Consider the following 15417-nt stretch of genomic DNA (forward strand, 5'->3'; position numbering starts at 1 on the left):
CTCACCTCGCTGTCTTCTTCAATGCTTCTATCAGCCGTCCATTGGCTTCATGATCTTTGACTGCCACCCGGTAACAGGTCTCATCCAGTCCCCGGTAATTGCTGCATCTGCGGATCATAATCCCCTCCGGCAGAAGCCTGTCATAAAGATCCCGGATACCATCCGTGCGGAAGAACAGGTAATCTGCCTGTCCATCCCAGACGGTCATCCCCAGAATCTCCATCTCTTTTTTGAGATATGCCCGTTCCTCTCTCACAAGAGTAATGGCCTTCTCCTTATATTCCCCTTCCCCAAGGGCCGCAATGCCTGCTTCTGACGCCAACACGCTGACGCCCCAGCACTGTCCGGCTGCTTCCATCTTCCGAAGGAGTGCCCCATCACCACAGACGCCATATCCCAGACGGATGCCCGGCATGGCATACATTTTGGTAAAGGATTTTAAAATAAACAGATATTTATATTCTGTTGTTTTCTGAATCAGCGACCGTTCTTCCTGACCGGTAAAATCAAGGAAACATTCATCCAGCACCAGCAAAATACTCCTGCTTTCTGCCCGCTCCAGAATCCGGAGCAGCAGCTCCTGCTCTACCAGGATTCCGGTGGGATTATTGGGATTGCAGAGGAACATCACATCCATGTCTTCGGTCATCTGTTCCAGAATGTCTTCCCGCACCCGGTAATCCGGCTGCATCTCATAGATGTGAATCTTCGTTCCCACCTGTTTTAATGCTTCCTCATATTCCAGGAACGTAGGGGCTGTTAAAAGGGCATGGGCAGGCTTCGTCCCATAGGCAAGACGGTAGATGAGATCCGCTCCGCCGTTTCCGCAGATCAGTGCTTCTTCCGGGACTTCATGGTACTCTGCCAGTGCATGCTTTAATTTCCGGCTTTCCGGATCCGGATAATGCTCCGCTTTATCAAGAGCCTCCATCACCGCCAGCCGGACCCCTGCCGGCATGCCCAGCGGATTGATATTTGCGGAAAAATCCAGAAATTTCCTGTCTTCTTTCGCTATCTGTTTCTGGATCTCCTCACTGTAAATATCTCCTCCGTGCTGTCCCATGCCCGGTCCTCCTGTTTCTATTTCTCTTTTTTTCCGGCTTTTACATCAGCAAGAAGTACATTTCTAATTCCTTCTGCTGTGTATTCTACCGCCGACTGCCCTACAGCAAGTCCTGCCGCTTCTGCTGCCTTCTCCGTTACCGGTCCGATGCAGATGATCTTCGCCGGACAGCCCACACGGACGCCGTCTTCTTCCAGCATGGAGGCAAAGGCGCGTACTGCAGATCCGCTGCACAGCGTCACATAATCCACCTGGGAAATCATTCTTCTTAACTCTTCTGCTTTCCGCAGATCCACCGCTGTATGATACATGGATACCTTACTGTAGGCGATACCGGCTGCATCCAGCGCCTGATCCAGTTCCTTCGAAGCTTCTTCTGCACGCACCAGCACTACCCGCTCATCCTTCTGTAGCGTCGGTACCCACTCTTTTGCCAGTGTCCGGCTGGTATATTTCGTCGGTACAAAATCTGCCAGAAAACCTTTGCCTGCCAGTGCTTTTGCCGTGCCCTCGCCGACTACGGCAAATTTCAGGTTTGCAAGGCTTCTGAAATCTTTTCCTGCTACCAGCAGTTTTTCAAAGAACAGCTCTACGCCATTGCTGCTGGTAAAGACCATCCAGCTGTAGACTTCCGGATGAGCCACCAGACGGTCGAGTTCCGGACTCTCCAGGGTTTCTGTATGAATCAGGCTGAATCGGATGGCTTCTGCGCCTTCCTCTTCCAGCACTTCTGCCAGGTGCTCTGTCATCTTCTCCGTTGCGGTCACCAGTACCCGTTTGCCAGATAATGGCTGATTCCCGTACCAGCCGATCTCATTTCTTAAAGAAACCACATCACCGATTACCGTGATGGCCGGTGTCTGAATGCCTGCCTTTTTGGCTTCTTCCACGATGGTCTCCAGGGTTCCCACAGCGACCTTCTGTCTGGCCGTCGTACCTTCCTGCACCACCGCTGCAGGAGTCTTCGGATTTTTACCGTTGGCAATCAGATTCTTTGTAATATTCGGAAGATTTTTAAGGCCCATCAGAAATACCAGGGTACCTTCTTCCTTTGCAAGGGTTCCATAATCAAGAACCGTGCTGTCCTTGTGGGCACCCTCATGTCCTGTAATCACATGAAACGAAGAAGCATGATCCCGATGAGTCACCGGAATACCTGCATAAGCCGGTGCTCCATAACAGGAGGACACGCCCGGTACAATCTCATAATCCACACCTGCTTCTCTGAGTTCCTGGGCTTCCTCTCCGCCGCGTCCGAAGATAAAGGGATCTCCGCCTTTTAAGCGGACTACATTCTTTCCTTCTTTTGCCAGACGGATGAGCAGCGCATTGGTCTCCTCCTGTTTCAGATGATGATGGGAAGAGCGTTTTCCTGCGTAAATCAGCTCTGCATCCGGTCTTGCTTCATTGAGCAGGGAGTCCGTTGCCAGACTGTCATAGACCAACACATCTGCGCTGCGGATACAGGATAAGCATCTTTGGGTCACCAGCCGTTCATCACCCGGTCCTGCTCCAACCAGCCATACCTTTCCCTGACAGATTTTCCGTGCCAGTTCCTGTCCAAGGGCTTCCGCCTGCTCAGGCTGAATTCCATTTTCAATGGAACCGGATGTCCGCTTTACATGTTTTGCGTCCTGTGCAAACAGCACTTCCATGGAAAGCTTCGTTCCCTCCACTTTTGCCAGCGCTGCCGCCGGCGCATTACAGCTGCCGCCAATCGCTTTCAGGTAAGCACGCTCAGCACTTAACATCGCCATCGCTTCTGCATCATTCAATGCTTCCATCACTTCTGTCAGATGTCCGTTCTTCGTCTCCACTGCCAGAATTGCCTGTCCGGCTGCCGGAAGGCACTGATCCGGTGACAATTTTTCAAAATGAAATTCGCCGCCGGATACCATATCCAGACGTTCCAGTCCTGCGGATGCCAGTACAATGGCATCATAGAGACCATCTGTCAGTTTTTTAAGTCTCGTCTGTACGTTACCCCGGATAGGCCGAATGACCACCAGCGGATTCAGTGCCCGGATCTGCAGCTCTCTTCTTAAACTTCCGGTACCTACCACACTTCCTGGTTTCAGGTCAACAAGCTTCGTTCCGTCTTTTGTAACAATCACATCCTCCACAGGACCTCTCTTTAATGCTGCCCCGATTCCCAACCCTTTCGGGAAATCCATAGGCATATCCTTGGCGCTGTGCACTGCCAGATCGATCCGTTCATCCAGCAATGCCTCCTCCAGTTCCTGGGTAAAAACGCCTTTTCCGCCAAAGGACGTTAATGTCCGGTCCAGAAGCTCGTCACCCTTTGTGGACATCTCACAGATCTCCACCCGGATGCCCGAAAATGCCTCTTCTATCTTCTGTCTTACGATATTTGTCTGAACCAGTGCCAGACGGCTCTTTCTGGTTCCGATCCTTATCAGATCCTGCATGTTATCCTCCTTATACCTGATAACCTCTCGGAGTAATCATTCTTCCGTTCTTTGTATATGTCTGGGAATTACCCACTATCACCACACTGAACATATCAATGTCTGCATCTTTTAATTCTCCCAGAGTAGTGATGCAGGAAGTCTCATCTTTTCGTCCCGCATTTCTCACAATGCCCACCGGAGTTTCCGGTTTCCGGTATTTCATCAGAATATTAGCTGCTTTTTCTACATAGTCTACACGTTTCTTACTCTTCGGATTATAGAGGCAGACGATCATGTCTCCCTGACCTGCACAATCCACACGCTTCATAATCAAATCAAATGGAGTCATCAGGTCACTTAAGCTGATCACTGCAAAATCATGCATGAGCGGAGCGCCCAGTACAGAAGCGGCCGCGCTGGCTGCCGTTACACCAGGGACTGTCTCGATCTCAATATTGGCATTCATCTCTTCTGCCACCTGATAAATGATACCTGCCATTCCGTAGATACCGCTGTCGCCGCTGGATACCATAGCAACGGTCTGGTCCTTCATTGCTTCCTCTACCGCCATCTGACAGCGCTTTACTTCCTGCATCATCGGCGTTGCAAGGTAATTTTTATCCGGAAAGAATTCCTTTAAAATATTTACATAAGTGGTATAACCGGTAACCACATCCGCATTTTTAATCACTTCAATGGCTTTCTCTGTCATATGCTCATAGCCGCCGGGGCCGAATCCGACTACGTATAATTTTCCCATAAATTATTCAATCTCCTTTAAATGTCCAAAAAGTGCGTGAAGCTCTGCCGGAGTGGAATGATCCCGCAGACGGTAAAACATCTTATCAATGGCTTTATCAAGTCCCTTTTTTTCCACTTCCTGTTCCATCCATTCCTTAAAAGAAGCCACATCCGGCAATGCCAGCTGGAATACCATCCAGCGTTCAAAATCCATCTGTACTTCGTCAAGAATCTGGTCCGCAGCCACAACTTCATGCTGTTTTTTTTCGTTATTTGTCCGGGCAAGCTCCTGGAAATCATCAATATCATAACGCATGATTCCCGGCAGTTTCTCCACCTTTGCCTCAATGTCAATCGGCACTGCCAGATCCACCAGTACACGGGGTTTCTCTGTCACAAGCTTCTCCGCCATCTTACTGTAAGTCAGCGTATAATGAGGGCTGCTGGTGGCACTGATAATTGCATCCATCTCATTGACCAGCTCGTACCGTTTTTCATATTCCATAACGCGGTATGTAATCTTGTGATGATGGTCTTCTCCTGCCTGTCCCATATTTCTGGACGTAATATAAACCTCCGCACCATCAATGCACTGGAGGTTCTTTAACACCGTGCTTCCGATCTTGCCAGATGCACCGATGATCATAACTTTTTTGCCATGAAGGGTTCCCAGTCCCTGTTCTGCTGCCTTGATGGCCATGGTAGCAGTGGACACACTGGTTCTGGAAAGATCCGTTTCTGTCTTTACCTTCTTGGCTGCCGTTACCGCATAGCGGAACAGCGTATTCAGATAGACGCCGCAGGTGCCCGTTTCTCTTGCCTGATCATGGGCACGTTTCACTTGGCCGAGGATCTGATCCTCGCCCATAACCATGGACTCAAGACCTGATGCTACATGAAACAGATGGCGTACTGCTTTGCTTCCATTATAAAAGCGGATATAGTCGCCGATATTTTCCACATCCTGTGCGTCGGCAAATTCCAGCACCAGATCCTGCAGTTCCGTAAAATTACCTCCCGGACAGGCAGTATAAATATAAACCTCTGTTCGATTACAGGTACTGATAATCACGCATTCTTCTGCGATGTCTCTCGCGATCATTTCTTTCATCAGTTCCTGCTGCCGTTCTGCCGGAAATGCAAACAATTCCCGGACAGCCAGCGGCGTATTATGATGACTGATTCCGATCAGTGAGATTCCCATTACTCCGTCACTCCCTTTCGGAATTCTGTGGTAAAGGTCTTGTCATACAGTTTGGACAGATCATAGTCATTTCCAAGGAAATCTCCGACTACGGTCAGAGCGGTCTTGGTAATGCCAGCTTCCTTCACGCGCTCTGCAATATTGGTCAGATCACCGCGGACAATCTTCTGATCTTCCCAGGTCGCTTTATAGACAACAGCTACCGGAGTTTCCGGACGATATTCCTGTCTCAAAATCGCAGACATCTCGTCCAGCATGCCAACGCTTAAGAAAATGATCATGGTTGCATTGTGCTTTGCCAGATCTACCAGCTTTTCCTTCGGCGGCATTGGGGTACGTCCTTCCATACGGGTCAGGATCACCGTCTGGCTCACGCCCGGAAGGGTATATTCCTTCTTTAACACTGCTGCAGTTGCAAGGAAAGAACTGACACCCGGAATCACCTCATAGTCAATGCCCAGTTCATCCAGTCTGTCCATCTGCTCTCTGTGAGCACCATAAATAGCCGGATCTCCCGTATGAACCCGGGCAACCTTCAGACCTTTGTCTTCTGCATCTTTCATCACATCAATGACTTCATCAAGGTTCATCAGGGCACTGTTGTAAATAACAGCTCCCTCTTTTGCATCTGCCAATACCTGTGGATTGACCAGAGAACCTGCATAAATGATGACATCTGCGCTGTCAATAATCTTCTTTCCCTTAATAGTCAGAAGTTCCGGGTCGCCAGGACCCGCTCCAATAAATGATACCATGTGTTTTCCCTCCACGTAATAAAAGGAGTCCCCGCAACACAGCCGCGAAGACTCCCTCATTTTTCTTTTGATCTGAATGTATTTCTTTGTCAGAAATTTTCAGGATCTGCTTTCTTCGGAAGCTCTCCCAGATCAGATAGCAGGTCTCCTGACTCACGGTCTTTTAAGGAAGAACTTTCCCTTCTCACCCTTATAGGGCAATGGTTACTGCAGTCTCCTCATTCCCGCTTACAGTGGCCGGACCGTTCAGGCTTCTCACCCGATTCCCTGTTAGGCTTCACTAAGCACTTTCTGATGGTTTTGCATATAGGAAAGCATATCATATTTCTTATAGTTCGTCAATTTACACCAGAATTTTCTTTCAGCACCTGCATGAATTCATCTCCTGTAATCGTCTCTTTCTCATACAGGTATTTTGCAAGGGCATGAAGCTGCTGTTTATTCTCCGTCAACAGGGTCATAGCTTTGTCATACTCCTTCTTAAGAAGGGCTTTTACCTTCTCATCCACAACGGCTGCCGTCTCCGCTGCACATGCCAGAGAAGTATCTCCGCCCATGTACTGGTTATTTACCGTTTCCAGTGCCATCATGCCAAACTCATCACTCATACCATAACGGGTAATCATACCTCTTGCAAGTTTCGTCATCTGCTCGATATCATTGGAAGCACCCGTAGTAATGGAACCAAAGATCAGAGCCTCTGCCGCACGTCCGCCTGCGTAAGTTGCAATCTTGTTCTCCAGTTCTTCTTTGCTCAGAAGATACTGATCATGTTCCTCCACCTGCATCGTATAGCCAAGGGCACCGGAAGTTCTCGGAATGATCGTAATCTTGGTAACCGGGGCAGAATGACTCTGAAGCGCCGCTACCAGTGCATGTCCAGTCTCGTGGTATGCCACAATCAGTTTTTCCTTGTCAGAAAGTACGGCATTTTTCTTCTGATATCCGGCGATAACCACTTCAATACTCTCTTCCAGATCTGACTGGTTTACATAGGTCCGCCCACTTCTGACCGCACGAAGAGCTGCTTCATTAATCATATTGGCAAGCTCTGCACCAGAGGCTCCGGCTGCTGCTCTTGCCATCGCATGAAAATCCACATCATCTCCCAGTTTTACTTTCTTGGCATGAACTTTCAGGATTGCCTCACGGCCGATGAGATCCGGAAGTTCTACCGGAATTCTTCTGTCAAAACGTCCAGGACGTAAGAGTGCCGGATCCAGCGTTTCCGGACGGTTGGTTGCTGCCAGAATCACAACACCCTTGGAACCGTCAAAACCATCCATCTCGGTGAGCAGCTGGTTCAGCGTCTGCTCACGCTCATCATTTCCACCCATGCCGGAGCCATCTCTCTTCTTACCGATGGTATCAATCTCATCAATGAACACGATACACGGTGCTTTTTCATTTGCCTGCTTAAACAAATCTCTTACCTTGGCCGCACCCATACCAACGAACATCTCTACAAATTCCGAACCGGAGATGGAAAAGAAGGGTACTTCCGCCTCACCGGCTACCGCCTTTGCCAGCAAAGTTTTACCAGTTCCTGGAGGGCCGACTAACAGGGCACCTTTGGGCATCGTTGCACCAATCGCCTGATATTTTGCCGGATTATGGAGGAAATCAACAATCTCCTGAAGCTGCTCTTTTGCTTCATCCTCACCAGCCACATCACGAAATTTGATCCCCGTCTCACTGGCTACATAGATCTTGGCATTGCTCTTTCCAAACTGCATGGCATTGCCGAGTCCGCCTCCGCCCATTTTTTTCATCAGCATTCTGGACAAAATCTGTCCAATTGCGACAAAAATAGCAATCTGGATCACTACCAGAATAATCTGATCAAACAATGATGAATCCTGCTCCTGCACTGCACCGAAATCGCATCCCGATGCCATCAGACGGTCCACCAGACTCGTATCATTCGGGAAGGGCACTGTTGAATAATAAGTAGGATTGTCTTTATTATTATCCGTGAAATAGATCACATCATCCTCTACCTGGGCCATTGCTACTTCCTTGTCATCCAGCATGGTCAGGAACGTACCATAATCTACTTCCTTGATCTGATGCTTTAAGTAACCAGGAACTACAAACGTATTTAATACAAACATTACCAGAAGCACAAGAACATAATAAAATATCAATGGCTTCTTTGGTTTCTTAACCTGCTGCATATGCGTTTACTCCTCCTTTTATCGTTAATTGCAGTGTACCATAGCACCGAAACGTGAATTAAATGTAAACTGTAGGTGATAATTTGATATGATTCTCCTTTTCAACTTAATATTATGAGACACTTCTTTTACATTTATTATACTCTCATATCCACCAATTTTCCCGCGATCTGCAGATCACTTGCTCCAGCACATGTCTGCAGTATATCTGCTATCTTCTGAATATATCCTAATGGCATATCCAGTAGCTCAGCCGTTTCTTCCGGGGTTCTTTTCTTCTTTTCCAATTGTACTCTTACAAATCTGATCTCTGTCTGCTCGTTTCCTTTTGATATGCCTTGTTCTATTCCCTGCTCGATTCCTTTTTTGATCGCCTTTGCCTCTATGTAATCTCCCATATTACACATTTTCCCAACTCCTTCCTTGATCCGGTCATCCACACGCATTCCCAGATTCTTCAGTTTTTCCAGTTTTTCTTCTTTTGAAAGTCTGTCACTTGATAATGTTTGTAGCATTTGAAGTGTCTTATCCTTCAATTCTGTTTTGTCATTGTATCTCATGATAATGACGCTCATCAAATCATAGATCTCTTCGTTTCTTTTTGCTGTACCAATTATATCATTTTTGTTTAAAGAATACAAGCTTACTGTATTTTCTTCATATACTGGAACATTCCCCATACACAGCCAGATACTGCACACTTTCTGTAAAGCTCCATAATTCGTATCCTTATCAATCTTTTTTAACTGTGCTGTCAATCGCCTGGCTGCATAATAGATTCCTCTTGGCTCTATGGGGTAACCTGGATAGTAGTCAGACTGTGCTTCCAGATTCAGGTACATGCCTATCTGTTTTCCATTCATGCCCGGATACCAGACATGGAAAAGTACATCATAAAATACAGTTGCCTCGCCCTGTACCGCATCCTCATTTCTTATCCCCTGGATGTTTTCACTGCCCTGCTCCACTCCAATTTTCGACACCATAATTGTCTCCGATTGAATATATTTCTTCTCAATATCCTCCAGTTCACAATTCTGGTATTCCGGCACAAAACGTTTTAAAATCCAGGTCAGCACCTGTCTGTCCGACAACAGTTCTTTCATGGTCTGATCGTACTTTGTTTTTCCTATTTCCATATTCATAACTGCATGTTTCAGGTTACTCACATAATTCCTCCTGTCGTTATATTTAGTCATGGGATTTCTTTATCGAACGATTTGAAATATCTTAAGATATGTTCAGTATACTGTTTGTTTCAGAAAAAGCAACTATGTTTACACTTTGTTTACAATTCTTGTCTACTTTTGACAAATTTATTTTTCCAGTTTTTTCTTTCCCATTTTATGATATACTTACAAAGATTTATTTCTACAAATTCCGGTCATTGACCGGCGACGGAGGCATTACATATGAGTAATCTGATTTTCAGCCTGAATTCCACGCTTCCTATCTTTATCGTGATTATCATAGGATATGTGCTCGGGCAAAAAAAGTTTCTGACAAAAGAATTCTGTTCCGTGGCAGATAAGCTGGTTTTTCGTGTCGGACTTCCGGCCATGCTGTTCTGTGATATGACATCCATTGACCTGACGGAAAATTTCAATGGCAAATTCGTTCTGTTCTGTTTCGGAGCCACCGCCATTTCCATCATCGTCATCTGGATTCTGGCACGTATTTTCCTGCGTGATAAAAGTCTGACCGGTGAATTCGTGCAAGCCTGTTACCGAAGCAGCGCAGCAATCCTTGGCGTAGCCTTCATCCAGAATATCTATGGCACTTCCGGTATGGCTCCGCTTATGATGCTCGGCAGCGTGCCGCTGTTCAATATTTTTGCAGTGCTGATTCTGACCATTGAAAATCCATCCCACAAAGGTGAGCTTCATCCAGGTGCCATCCTCTATGGTATCCTGACCAACCCGATTTTGGATGGCATTCTGATCGGTACTATCTACAATCTGCTGCCCATCGGCCTGCCGGCCATGGCTCAGAAGACATTCAACACTCTTGGAAGTCTGACCACTCCACTGGCGCTCCTTTCCATCGGAGCTTCTTTCGAAGGTGCCAAGGCAATCAAAAAACTGGGACCCACCATTGCAGCGTCCTTCTGCAAACTAATGCTATTAGATATGATCTTCCTTCCCATTGCAATCAAATTCGGGTTCCGCGGACAGGAGCTCATCGCTCTTCTCATTATGCTGGGCAGTCCTACCACTCCGGCATCTTATGTCATGTCGAAAAATATGGGACACGACGGTACCCTCTCCGCCAGCTGTGTTGCAGCAACCACTCTGTTCTCCGCTGTTACCATGACATTATGGATCTATGTCCTAAGTGCTGGCGGATTTCTGGCATAAAAATATCCGGGAAACCATACCAGATGATTTCCCGGATATTTTATGTCCTTTTTTATTTCGCCGTACGTACAATCTCTTCTGCCCGGTTCAGAGCCTCTGTAATATTTGCGCAGAAATTCTCTTTTCCGACCAGTTCCAGAAATCCGTCTTTTTCCATAACATGTCTTGGCTGCTCATTCACATGGGAGAACACCAGCGCAATTCCCTTTGATTCACAGTATTTCGTCAGGTTATGAAGGGCATTCATAGCGGTACTGTCCAACGCCGGAACTGCACGCATACGGAATACCACACACTTCGTAAAATCCTTCACCACAATATGTTCAATGGCACTGGCTGCACCGAAGAACAGCGGTCCGGTGATCTCATATACCCGGATCTGTTTAGACAGTTTCTGCAGATGTTCATCAACCATCTGAGAATCATCATCCATATAGATCCAGCTGTCCACATGAGTCTCGTCGCTCATCCGTTTAATGAAAAGCAGACATGCCAGAATCATGCCGACCTCAATTGCTACGACGAGGTCAAATACAATCGTCAGCACAAAGGTAACTACCAGCACGATAATATCGCTCTTTGGAGCTGTCTCCACCAGATGTTTGAAGGTTCTCCACTGGCACATATTATAAGCTACGATAAACAGAATCGCTGCAATGGTCGGCATAGGAATCATACCAGCATAAGGCATCAGCACGACCAGAACGATCACCAGTGTGATGGAATGTACCATACCGGCCACCGGCGTGCGCCCGCCATTTTTAATATTGGCTGCTGTTCTTGCGATGGCTCCTGTCGCCGGAATGCCTCCAAACAGAGCAGAGGCAATATTTCCTGCACCCTGAGCTACCAGCTCCATGTCAGAACGATGTTTTCCATTGATCATACCATCGGCCACCACACAGGAAAGCAAAGACTCAATGGCAGCCAGCACTGCGATGGTAAATGCATTCGGTACGGCTGCTTCCACCGACTTCAGACTGAGTGCCGGAAGATGGAAGGATGGCAATGCATTACTGATAGTATAAAGATTTCCGATGGTAGATACCTTCAGCGGAAGAAACTGCACCATCAGGATTCCCACAATGACTGCGATCAGAGAACCCGGAATTTTTTTGAAAATGTAAGGAGATACAATCAGGACTGCCAGACTGACAGCACCCACAATCAATGCATCTGTATTTACCGTACTGATATTTCCGATAAATGCTTCCAGTTTTTCCATGGTCTCGATCGGTTTTACCCCATCCGGATAGGTCACACCGAAGAAATCTTTCAGCTGCCCGATAACGATAGTCACTGCAATTCCTGATGTAAAACCAGTCGTAATCGTATATGGAATAAATTTAATCAGCGTTCCAAAATGGCAAAGTCCCATAAGAATCAGGAACACACCTGCCAATGCTGTCGCAATGACCAGACCATCCAGTCCGTCTCTTGCCACAATTCCTGCCACGATTGTCGCAAAGGCTGCAGTCGGACCAGCAATCTGCACACTGCTCCCTCCCAGTACAGAGATCACGAATCCCGCTACAATTGCGGTAAAAATACCTGCCTCCGGTCCCACACCTGATGCAAGTGCCAGTGCGATGGACAACGGCAGCGCGATAATCGCCACAATGATTCCAGCCGTCACATCTTTAAAGAACTGTTCCCGGCTGTATGACTTTAAAGAAGTCAATAACATAGGTTTTAAAGAATTCATCCGTATTTCTATTTCCTTTCTATCCTTTATACACAACAGTTTAGAATTATAGCACAGATTTTTCCTAATTATCAATCGAAAATATGACAAGTATCTCTTTTCAAGCACCAGTTTTTTTTGTACAATAGATATATTAAAGAACGGAGGCTTTTCTTATGAAAAAATACGACGTAATCGCTCTTGGTGAGCTTCTTATTGATTTCACCCAGAACGGACTGAGTGAACAGGGCAACGGACTTTTCGAAGCCAATCCGGGAGGTGCTCCCTGCAATGTACTTTCCATGTTAAATAACCTTGGGAAGAAAACTTCCTTTATTGGAAAAGTAGGAAATGATCAGTTTGGAAAAACACTGAAAAAAGCGTTAGAGGAGCTTGGTATCGGCACGGAAAATCTGCTGATGGACAAGGAAGTGCATACGACCCTGGCACTGGTACATACCTTTGCAGACGGAGACCGTGATTTCTCCTTCTACCGCAATCCAGGTGCTGATATGATGCTCACTGTGGAAGAGCTGAACCTTGACCTGGTACGTGATACCAGAATCTTTCATTTTGGCACCCTGTCCATGACCCATGACGGCATCCGCGCTACCACAAAAAAAGCAGTAGAAACTGCCAAAGAAGCCGGTGCACTCATCAGTTTCGACCCGAACTTAAGAGAACCGCTCTGGGATTCTCTTGACAATGCCAAAGAGCAGGTTCGCTGGGGACTTGGGAAATGCGATGTACTGAAGATTTCTGATAATGAGATCCAGTGGCTCACCGGAGAAAATGATTTCACTGCGGGTGTGAAGAAAATCCGCGAGGAATTCCCAATTCCGTTGATTCTTGTTTCCATGGGCCGTGACGGAAGCCGCGCATACTATGGTGATCATTATGTAGAAGTAGCTCCATTCCTTCAGGAAAATACCATTGAGACCACCGGAGCCGGTGATACTTTCTGTGCATGTGTCCTGAACTATGTACTGGAGCATGACCTGGAAGCACTGACGGATGAGCAGTTAAAAGAAATGCTCACCTTCGCCAATGCGGCCGCTTCCATCATCACCACCAGAAAAGGCGCCCTCCGCGTCATGCCGACCCGTGAGGAAGTTCTGGATTTTCTGAAAAAACAGGAGGCATAAATTGATGGAACTGTTTGAAAAACTGAATGCATTTGCAAAAACTGCGGCTGACAAAACCAATGAACTGGTAGAAGACACCCGTCTGAAGACCCAGATTCTCCATGACGAAAAATCCATCCGGGAACTGGAGGCCAAGATCGGCGCTTACTATTACAAAAAATTCGCAGCCGGAGAAGCGGTAGACGAAGCCGTATCCGAATACTGCACTGCTATCTCCGTTCATAAAGCAAATATTGAGGAAAAGAAAGCGGCTCTTGCAAAAGAGGCAAAAGAAGAAGCTGCTGCTTCTGAAGAAGTTTCTGAAGAGGCAGAAGAAATTTCTGAACCGGAAGAAGACCCGTTTGAATAATCGAAATTTTTCACAAAAAAGGCTGCCCGTCCAACAACGAGCAGCCTTTTTATCATCTATTTTCAAAGTTCCTAGATCAGGAAATATTTCACTAAGAACAGTACAGCCAGGATATACATCACCGGACTGATCTTCTTCTCTCTTGCTTTTCCTGTCAGAAGATTCAGAACTACATAAGAAATAACTCCCATGGAGATCCCCTCTGAAATACTGTAGAAGAACGGCATTGCCCCAATACAGATAAATGCCGGAATTCCCTCACTGAAATCAGAGAAATCAATCAGTCCTACCTGGTTGACCATGTAGAATCCTACGATAATCAACGCCGGAGCCGTTGCAAATGACGGAATAGCGAGGAAAACCGGGGAGAATAACAGTGCCAGCAAAAACAGAACTGCCGTCGTAATGGAAGTAAGACCCGTTCTTCCTCCCTCTGTCACACCAGAAGCACTCTCTACAAAAGTGGTCGTCGTAGAAGTACCAAGTACCGCACCTGCTGTCGTTGCAACCGCATCTGCCAGAAGGGCTCCCTTGATATTTGGAAGTTTTCCTTCCTTATCTAACATATCTGCTTTCGTAGCCACACCAATCAAAGTTCCCAGTGTATCAAACATATCTACAAATAAGAACGCACATACGATAACAATGAACTCAGCCACCGGAATAGATGTAAAGTCAAGTTTCATAAAGATCGGTGCCAGGCTCGGCACGGAAATACCCGCTGAAAAATCCGGAAGCAGACTGTAATATCCAATCTCCGGGTTCGGCACATACAGCCCCGTAAACTGGCAGATAATACCGAGAATCCAGGTTCCTAAGATCCCCCAGAGAATATTTCCTTTTACATTTTTGATAACCAGAATGGCCGTCAGAAATACACCGATGAGGGCCAGAATCACACAGATACCCGCATCCTGCATGGTTGCACCCTCTACCGCATCCAGGGAAAACAGTTCTACCAGAGTCGCTCCACCAACAACAATTTTCGCATTCTGAAGACCAATAAAGGCAATAAAAAATCCAATTCCTACGGATACTGCTTTCTTTAGGTTCGACGGAATGGAATTAAAAATTGCTTCACGAATATTAAACAGCGAAAGCAGAATAAAAATCACACCTTCTACAAAAACGGCTGCCAGCGCAGACTGCCATGGATACCCCATACCGATGACGACCGTATAAGCAAAATATGCATTCAGTCCCATACCCGGAGCCAATGCAAACGGATAGTTTGCAAACAATGCCATGCAGGCAGTTCCAAGAAATGAAGCCAGCACCGTTGCAGTGAAGACCGCTCCTCTGTCCATACCTGACGCACTTAATACATTTGGATTCACAGCAAGAATATATGCCATGGTCATAAATGTGGTAATCCCCGCCAGAATCTCTGTTTTCACTGTCGTGTGGTTTTCACGCAGTTTAAACACTTTTTCCAACATAATGTTGAATCCCTCCTGTAAACTTTTTTTCCCGCAAAAATCGGGCAGAGATGAATCATCTCTGCCCGGCTCACTGCGGGATCTTTTTTGAT

Annotated in this window: 12 protein-coding genes and 1 riboswitch; of the genes, 3 read left to right on the forward strand and 9 right to left on the reverse strand. The window is 46.7% G+C overall.

Features of this window, described 5'->3' with window-relative positions:
- Position 1: 1 nt before the first annotated feature.
- From cobD to ACZMB2_RS01965, 7 genes are all read right to left on the reverse strand, one after another.
- Complete coding sequence (cobD, locus tag ACZMB2_RS01935) at positions 2-1063, reverse strand: threonine-phosphate decarboxylase CobD (RefSeq protein WP_487595261.1); 1062 nt, start codon at positions 1061-1063, stop codon at positions 2-4.
- Between the two features lie 17 nt (positions 1064-1080).
- Entirely contained in the window at positions 1081-3492 is a 2412-nt protein-coding gene (gene cobA / locus ACZMB2_RS01940) for a uroporphyrinogen-III C-methyltransferase (RefSeq protein ID WP_487595262.1), read from the reverse strand.
- 10 nt (positions 3493-3502) lie between these two features.
- The gene (cobJ, locus tag ACZMB2_RS01945) at positions 3503-4234 is read right to left on the reverse strand and encodes a precorrin-3B C(17)-methyltransferase (protein ID WP_487595263.1); all 732 of its coding nucleotides are present in this window, start codon (positions 4232-4234) and stop codon (positions 3503-3505) included.
- A gap of 3 nt (positions 4235-4237) precedes the next feature.
- Positions 4238-5419 carry a glutamyl-tRNA reductase gene (hemA, locus tag ACZMB2_RS01950; RefSeq protein WP_487595264.1) on the reverse strand — a complete coding sequence of 394 codons (1182 nt, stop codon included), beginning with the start codon at positions 5417-5419 and terminating at the stop codon, positions 4238-4240.
- Positions 5419-6174: a precorrin-4 C(11)-methyltransferase gene (cobM, locus tag ACZMB2_RS01955; protein WP_118769313.1), complete on the reverse strand. Its 756-nt coding sequence runs from the start codon at positions 6172-6174 to the stop codon at positions 5419-5421. The genes hemA and cobM overlap by 1 nt, the downstream gene beginning before the upstream one ends.
- Before the next feature lie 121 nt (positions 6175-6295).
- Positions 6296-6481, reverse strand: a riboswitch (cobalamin riboswitch).
- A 31-nt stretch (positions 6482-6512) separates the two neighbouring features.
- Positions 6513-8351, reverse strand: a complete 1839-nt coding sequence (gene ftsH / locus ACZMB2_RS01960) for an ATP-dependent zinc metalloprotease FtsH (protein WP_487595265.1) — start codon at positions 8349-8351, stop codon at positions 6513-6515.
- Between the two features lie 137 nt (positions 8352-8488).
- Entirely contained in the window at positions 8489-9520 is a 1032-nt protein-coding gene (locus tag ACZMB2_RS01965) for an RpnC/YadD family protein (protein WP_487595266.1), read from the reverse strand.
- A gap of 243 nt (positions 9521-9763) precedes the next feature.
- On the opposite strand from ACZMB2_RS01965, the gene ACZMB2_RS01970 reads away from it, so the two are divergent.
- Positions 9764-10708: an AEC family transporter gene (locus ACZMB2_RS01970; RefSeq protein WP_487595267.1), complete on the forward strand. Its 945-nt coding sequence runs from the start codon at positions 9764-9766 to the stop codon at positions 10706-10708.
- 52 nt (positions 10709-10760) lie between these two features.
- Here ACZMB2_RS01970 and ACZMB2_RS01975 read toward each other — a convergent pair whose 3' ends face one another.
- Entirely contained in the window at positions 10761-12413 is a 1653-nt protein-coding gene (locus tag ACZMB2_RS01975; protein WP_487595268.1) for a SulP family inorganic anion transporter, read from the reverse strand.
- Positions 12414-12568: 155 nt separating this feature from the next.
- Here ACZMB2_RS01975 and ACZMB2_RS01980 point away from each other — a divergent pair, with 155 nt between their 5' ends.
- Together ACZMB2_RS01980 and ACZMB2_RS01985 are read left to right on the forward strand one after the other, a co-directional pair.
- Positions 12569-13537, forward strand: coding sequence for a carbohydrate kinase family protein (locus ACZMB2_RS01980; RefSeq protein WP_487595269.1), 969 nt, complete (start codon positions 12569-12571; stop codon positions 13535-13537).
- A 4-nt stretch (positions 13538-13541) separates the two neighbouring features.
- Positions 13542-13886, forward strand: a complete 345-nt coding sequence (locus ACZMB2_RS01985; RefSeq protein ID WP_487595270.1) for a hypothetical protein — start codon at positions 13542-13544, stop codon at positions 13884-13886.
- A 71-nt stretch (positions 13887-13957) separates the two neighbouring features.
- Here ACZMB2_RS01985 and ACZMB2_RS01990 read toward each other — a convergent pair whose 3' ends face one another.
- Positions 13958-15325: an NCS2 family permease gene (locus ACZMB2_RS01990; protein WP_487595271.1), complete on the reverse strand. Its 1368-nt coding sequence runs from the start codon at positions 15323-15325 to the stop codon at positions 13958-13960.
- Positions 15326-15417: the final 92 nt, after the last annotated feature.

This window comes from Hominiventricola sp., from assembly GCF_057604405.1.

What these genes read in the sequence shown, in the direction of transcription:
- cobD (WP_487595261.1), bottom strand. Translation starts at nt 1,063, where the DNA reads ATGGGACAGCACGGAGGAGATATTTACAGTGAGGAGATCCAGAAACAG.
- ACZMB2_RS01990 (WP_487595271.1), bottom strand. Translation starts at nt 15,325, where the DNA reads ATGTTGGAAAAAGTGTTTAAACTGCGTGAAAACCACACGACAGTGAAA.
- hemA (WP_487595264.1), bottom strand. Translation starts at nt 5,419, where the DNA reads ATGGGAATCTCACTGATCGGAATCAGTCATCATAATACGCCGCTGGCT.
- ACZMB2_RS01975 (WP_487595268.1), bottom strand. Translation starts at nt 12,413, where the DNA reads ATGAATTCTTTAAAACCTATGTTATTGACTTCTTTAAAGTCATACAGC.
- ACZMB2_RS01970 (WP_487595267.1), top strand. Translation starts at nt 9,764, where the DNA reads ATGAGTAATCTGATTTTCAGCCTGAATTCCACGCTTCCTATCTTTATC.
- ACZMB2_RS01980 (WP_487595269.1), top strand. Translation starts at nt 12,569, where the DNA reads ATGAAAAAATACGACGTAATCGCTCTTGGTGAGCTTCTTATTGATTTC.
- cobJ (WP_487595263.1), bottom strand. Translation starts at nt 4,234, where the DNA reads ATGGGAAAATTATACGTAGTCGGATTCGGCCCCGGCGGCTATGAGCAT.
- ACZMB2_RS01985 (WP_487595270.1), top strand. Translation starts at nt 13,542, where the DNA reads ATGGAACTGTTTGAAAAACTGAATGCATTTGCAAAAACTGCGGCTGAC.
- ftsH (WP_487595265.1), bottom strand. Translation starts at nt 8,351, where the DNA reads ATGCAGCAGGTTAAGAAACCAAAGAAGCCATTGATATTTTATTATGTT.
- cobM (WP_118769313.1), bottom strand. Translation starts at nt 6,174, where the DNA reads ATGGTATCATTTATTGGAGCGGGTCCTGGCGACCCGGAACTTCTGACT.
- cobA (WP_487595262.1), bottom strand. Translation starts at nt 3,492, where the DNA reads ATGCAGGATCTGATAAGGATCGGAACCAGAAAGAGCCGTCTGGCACTG.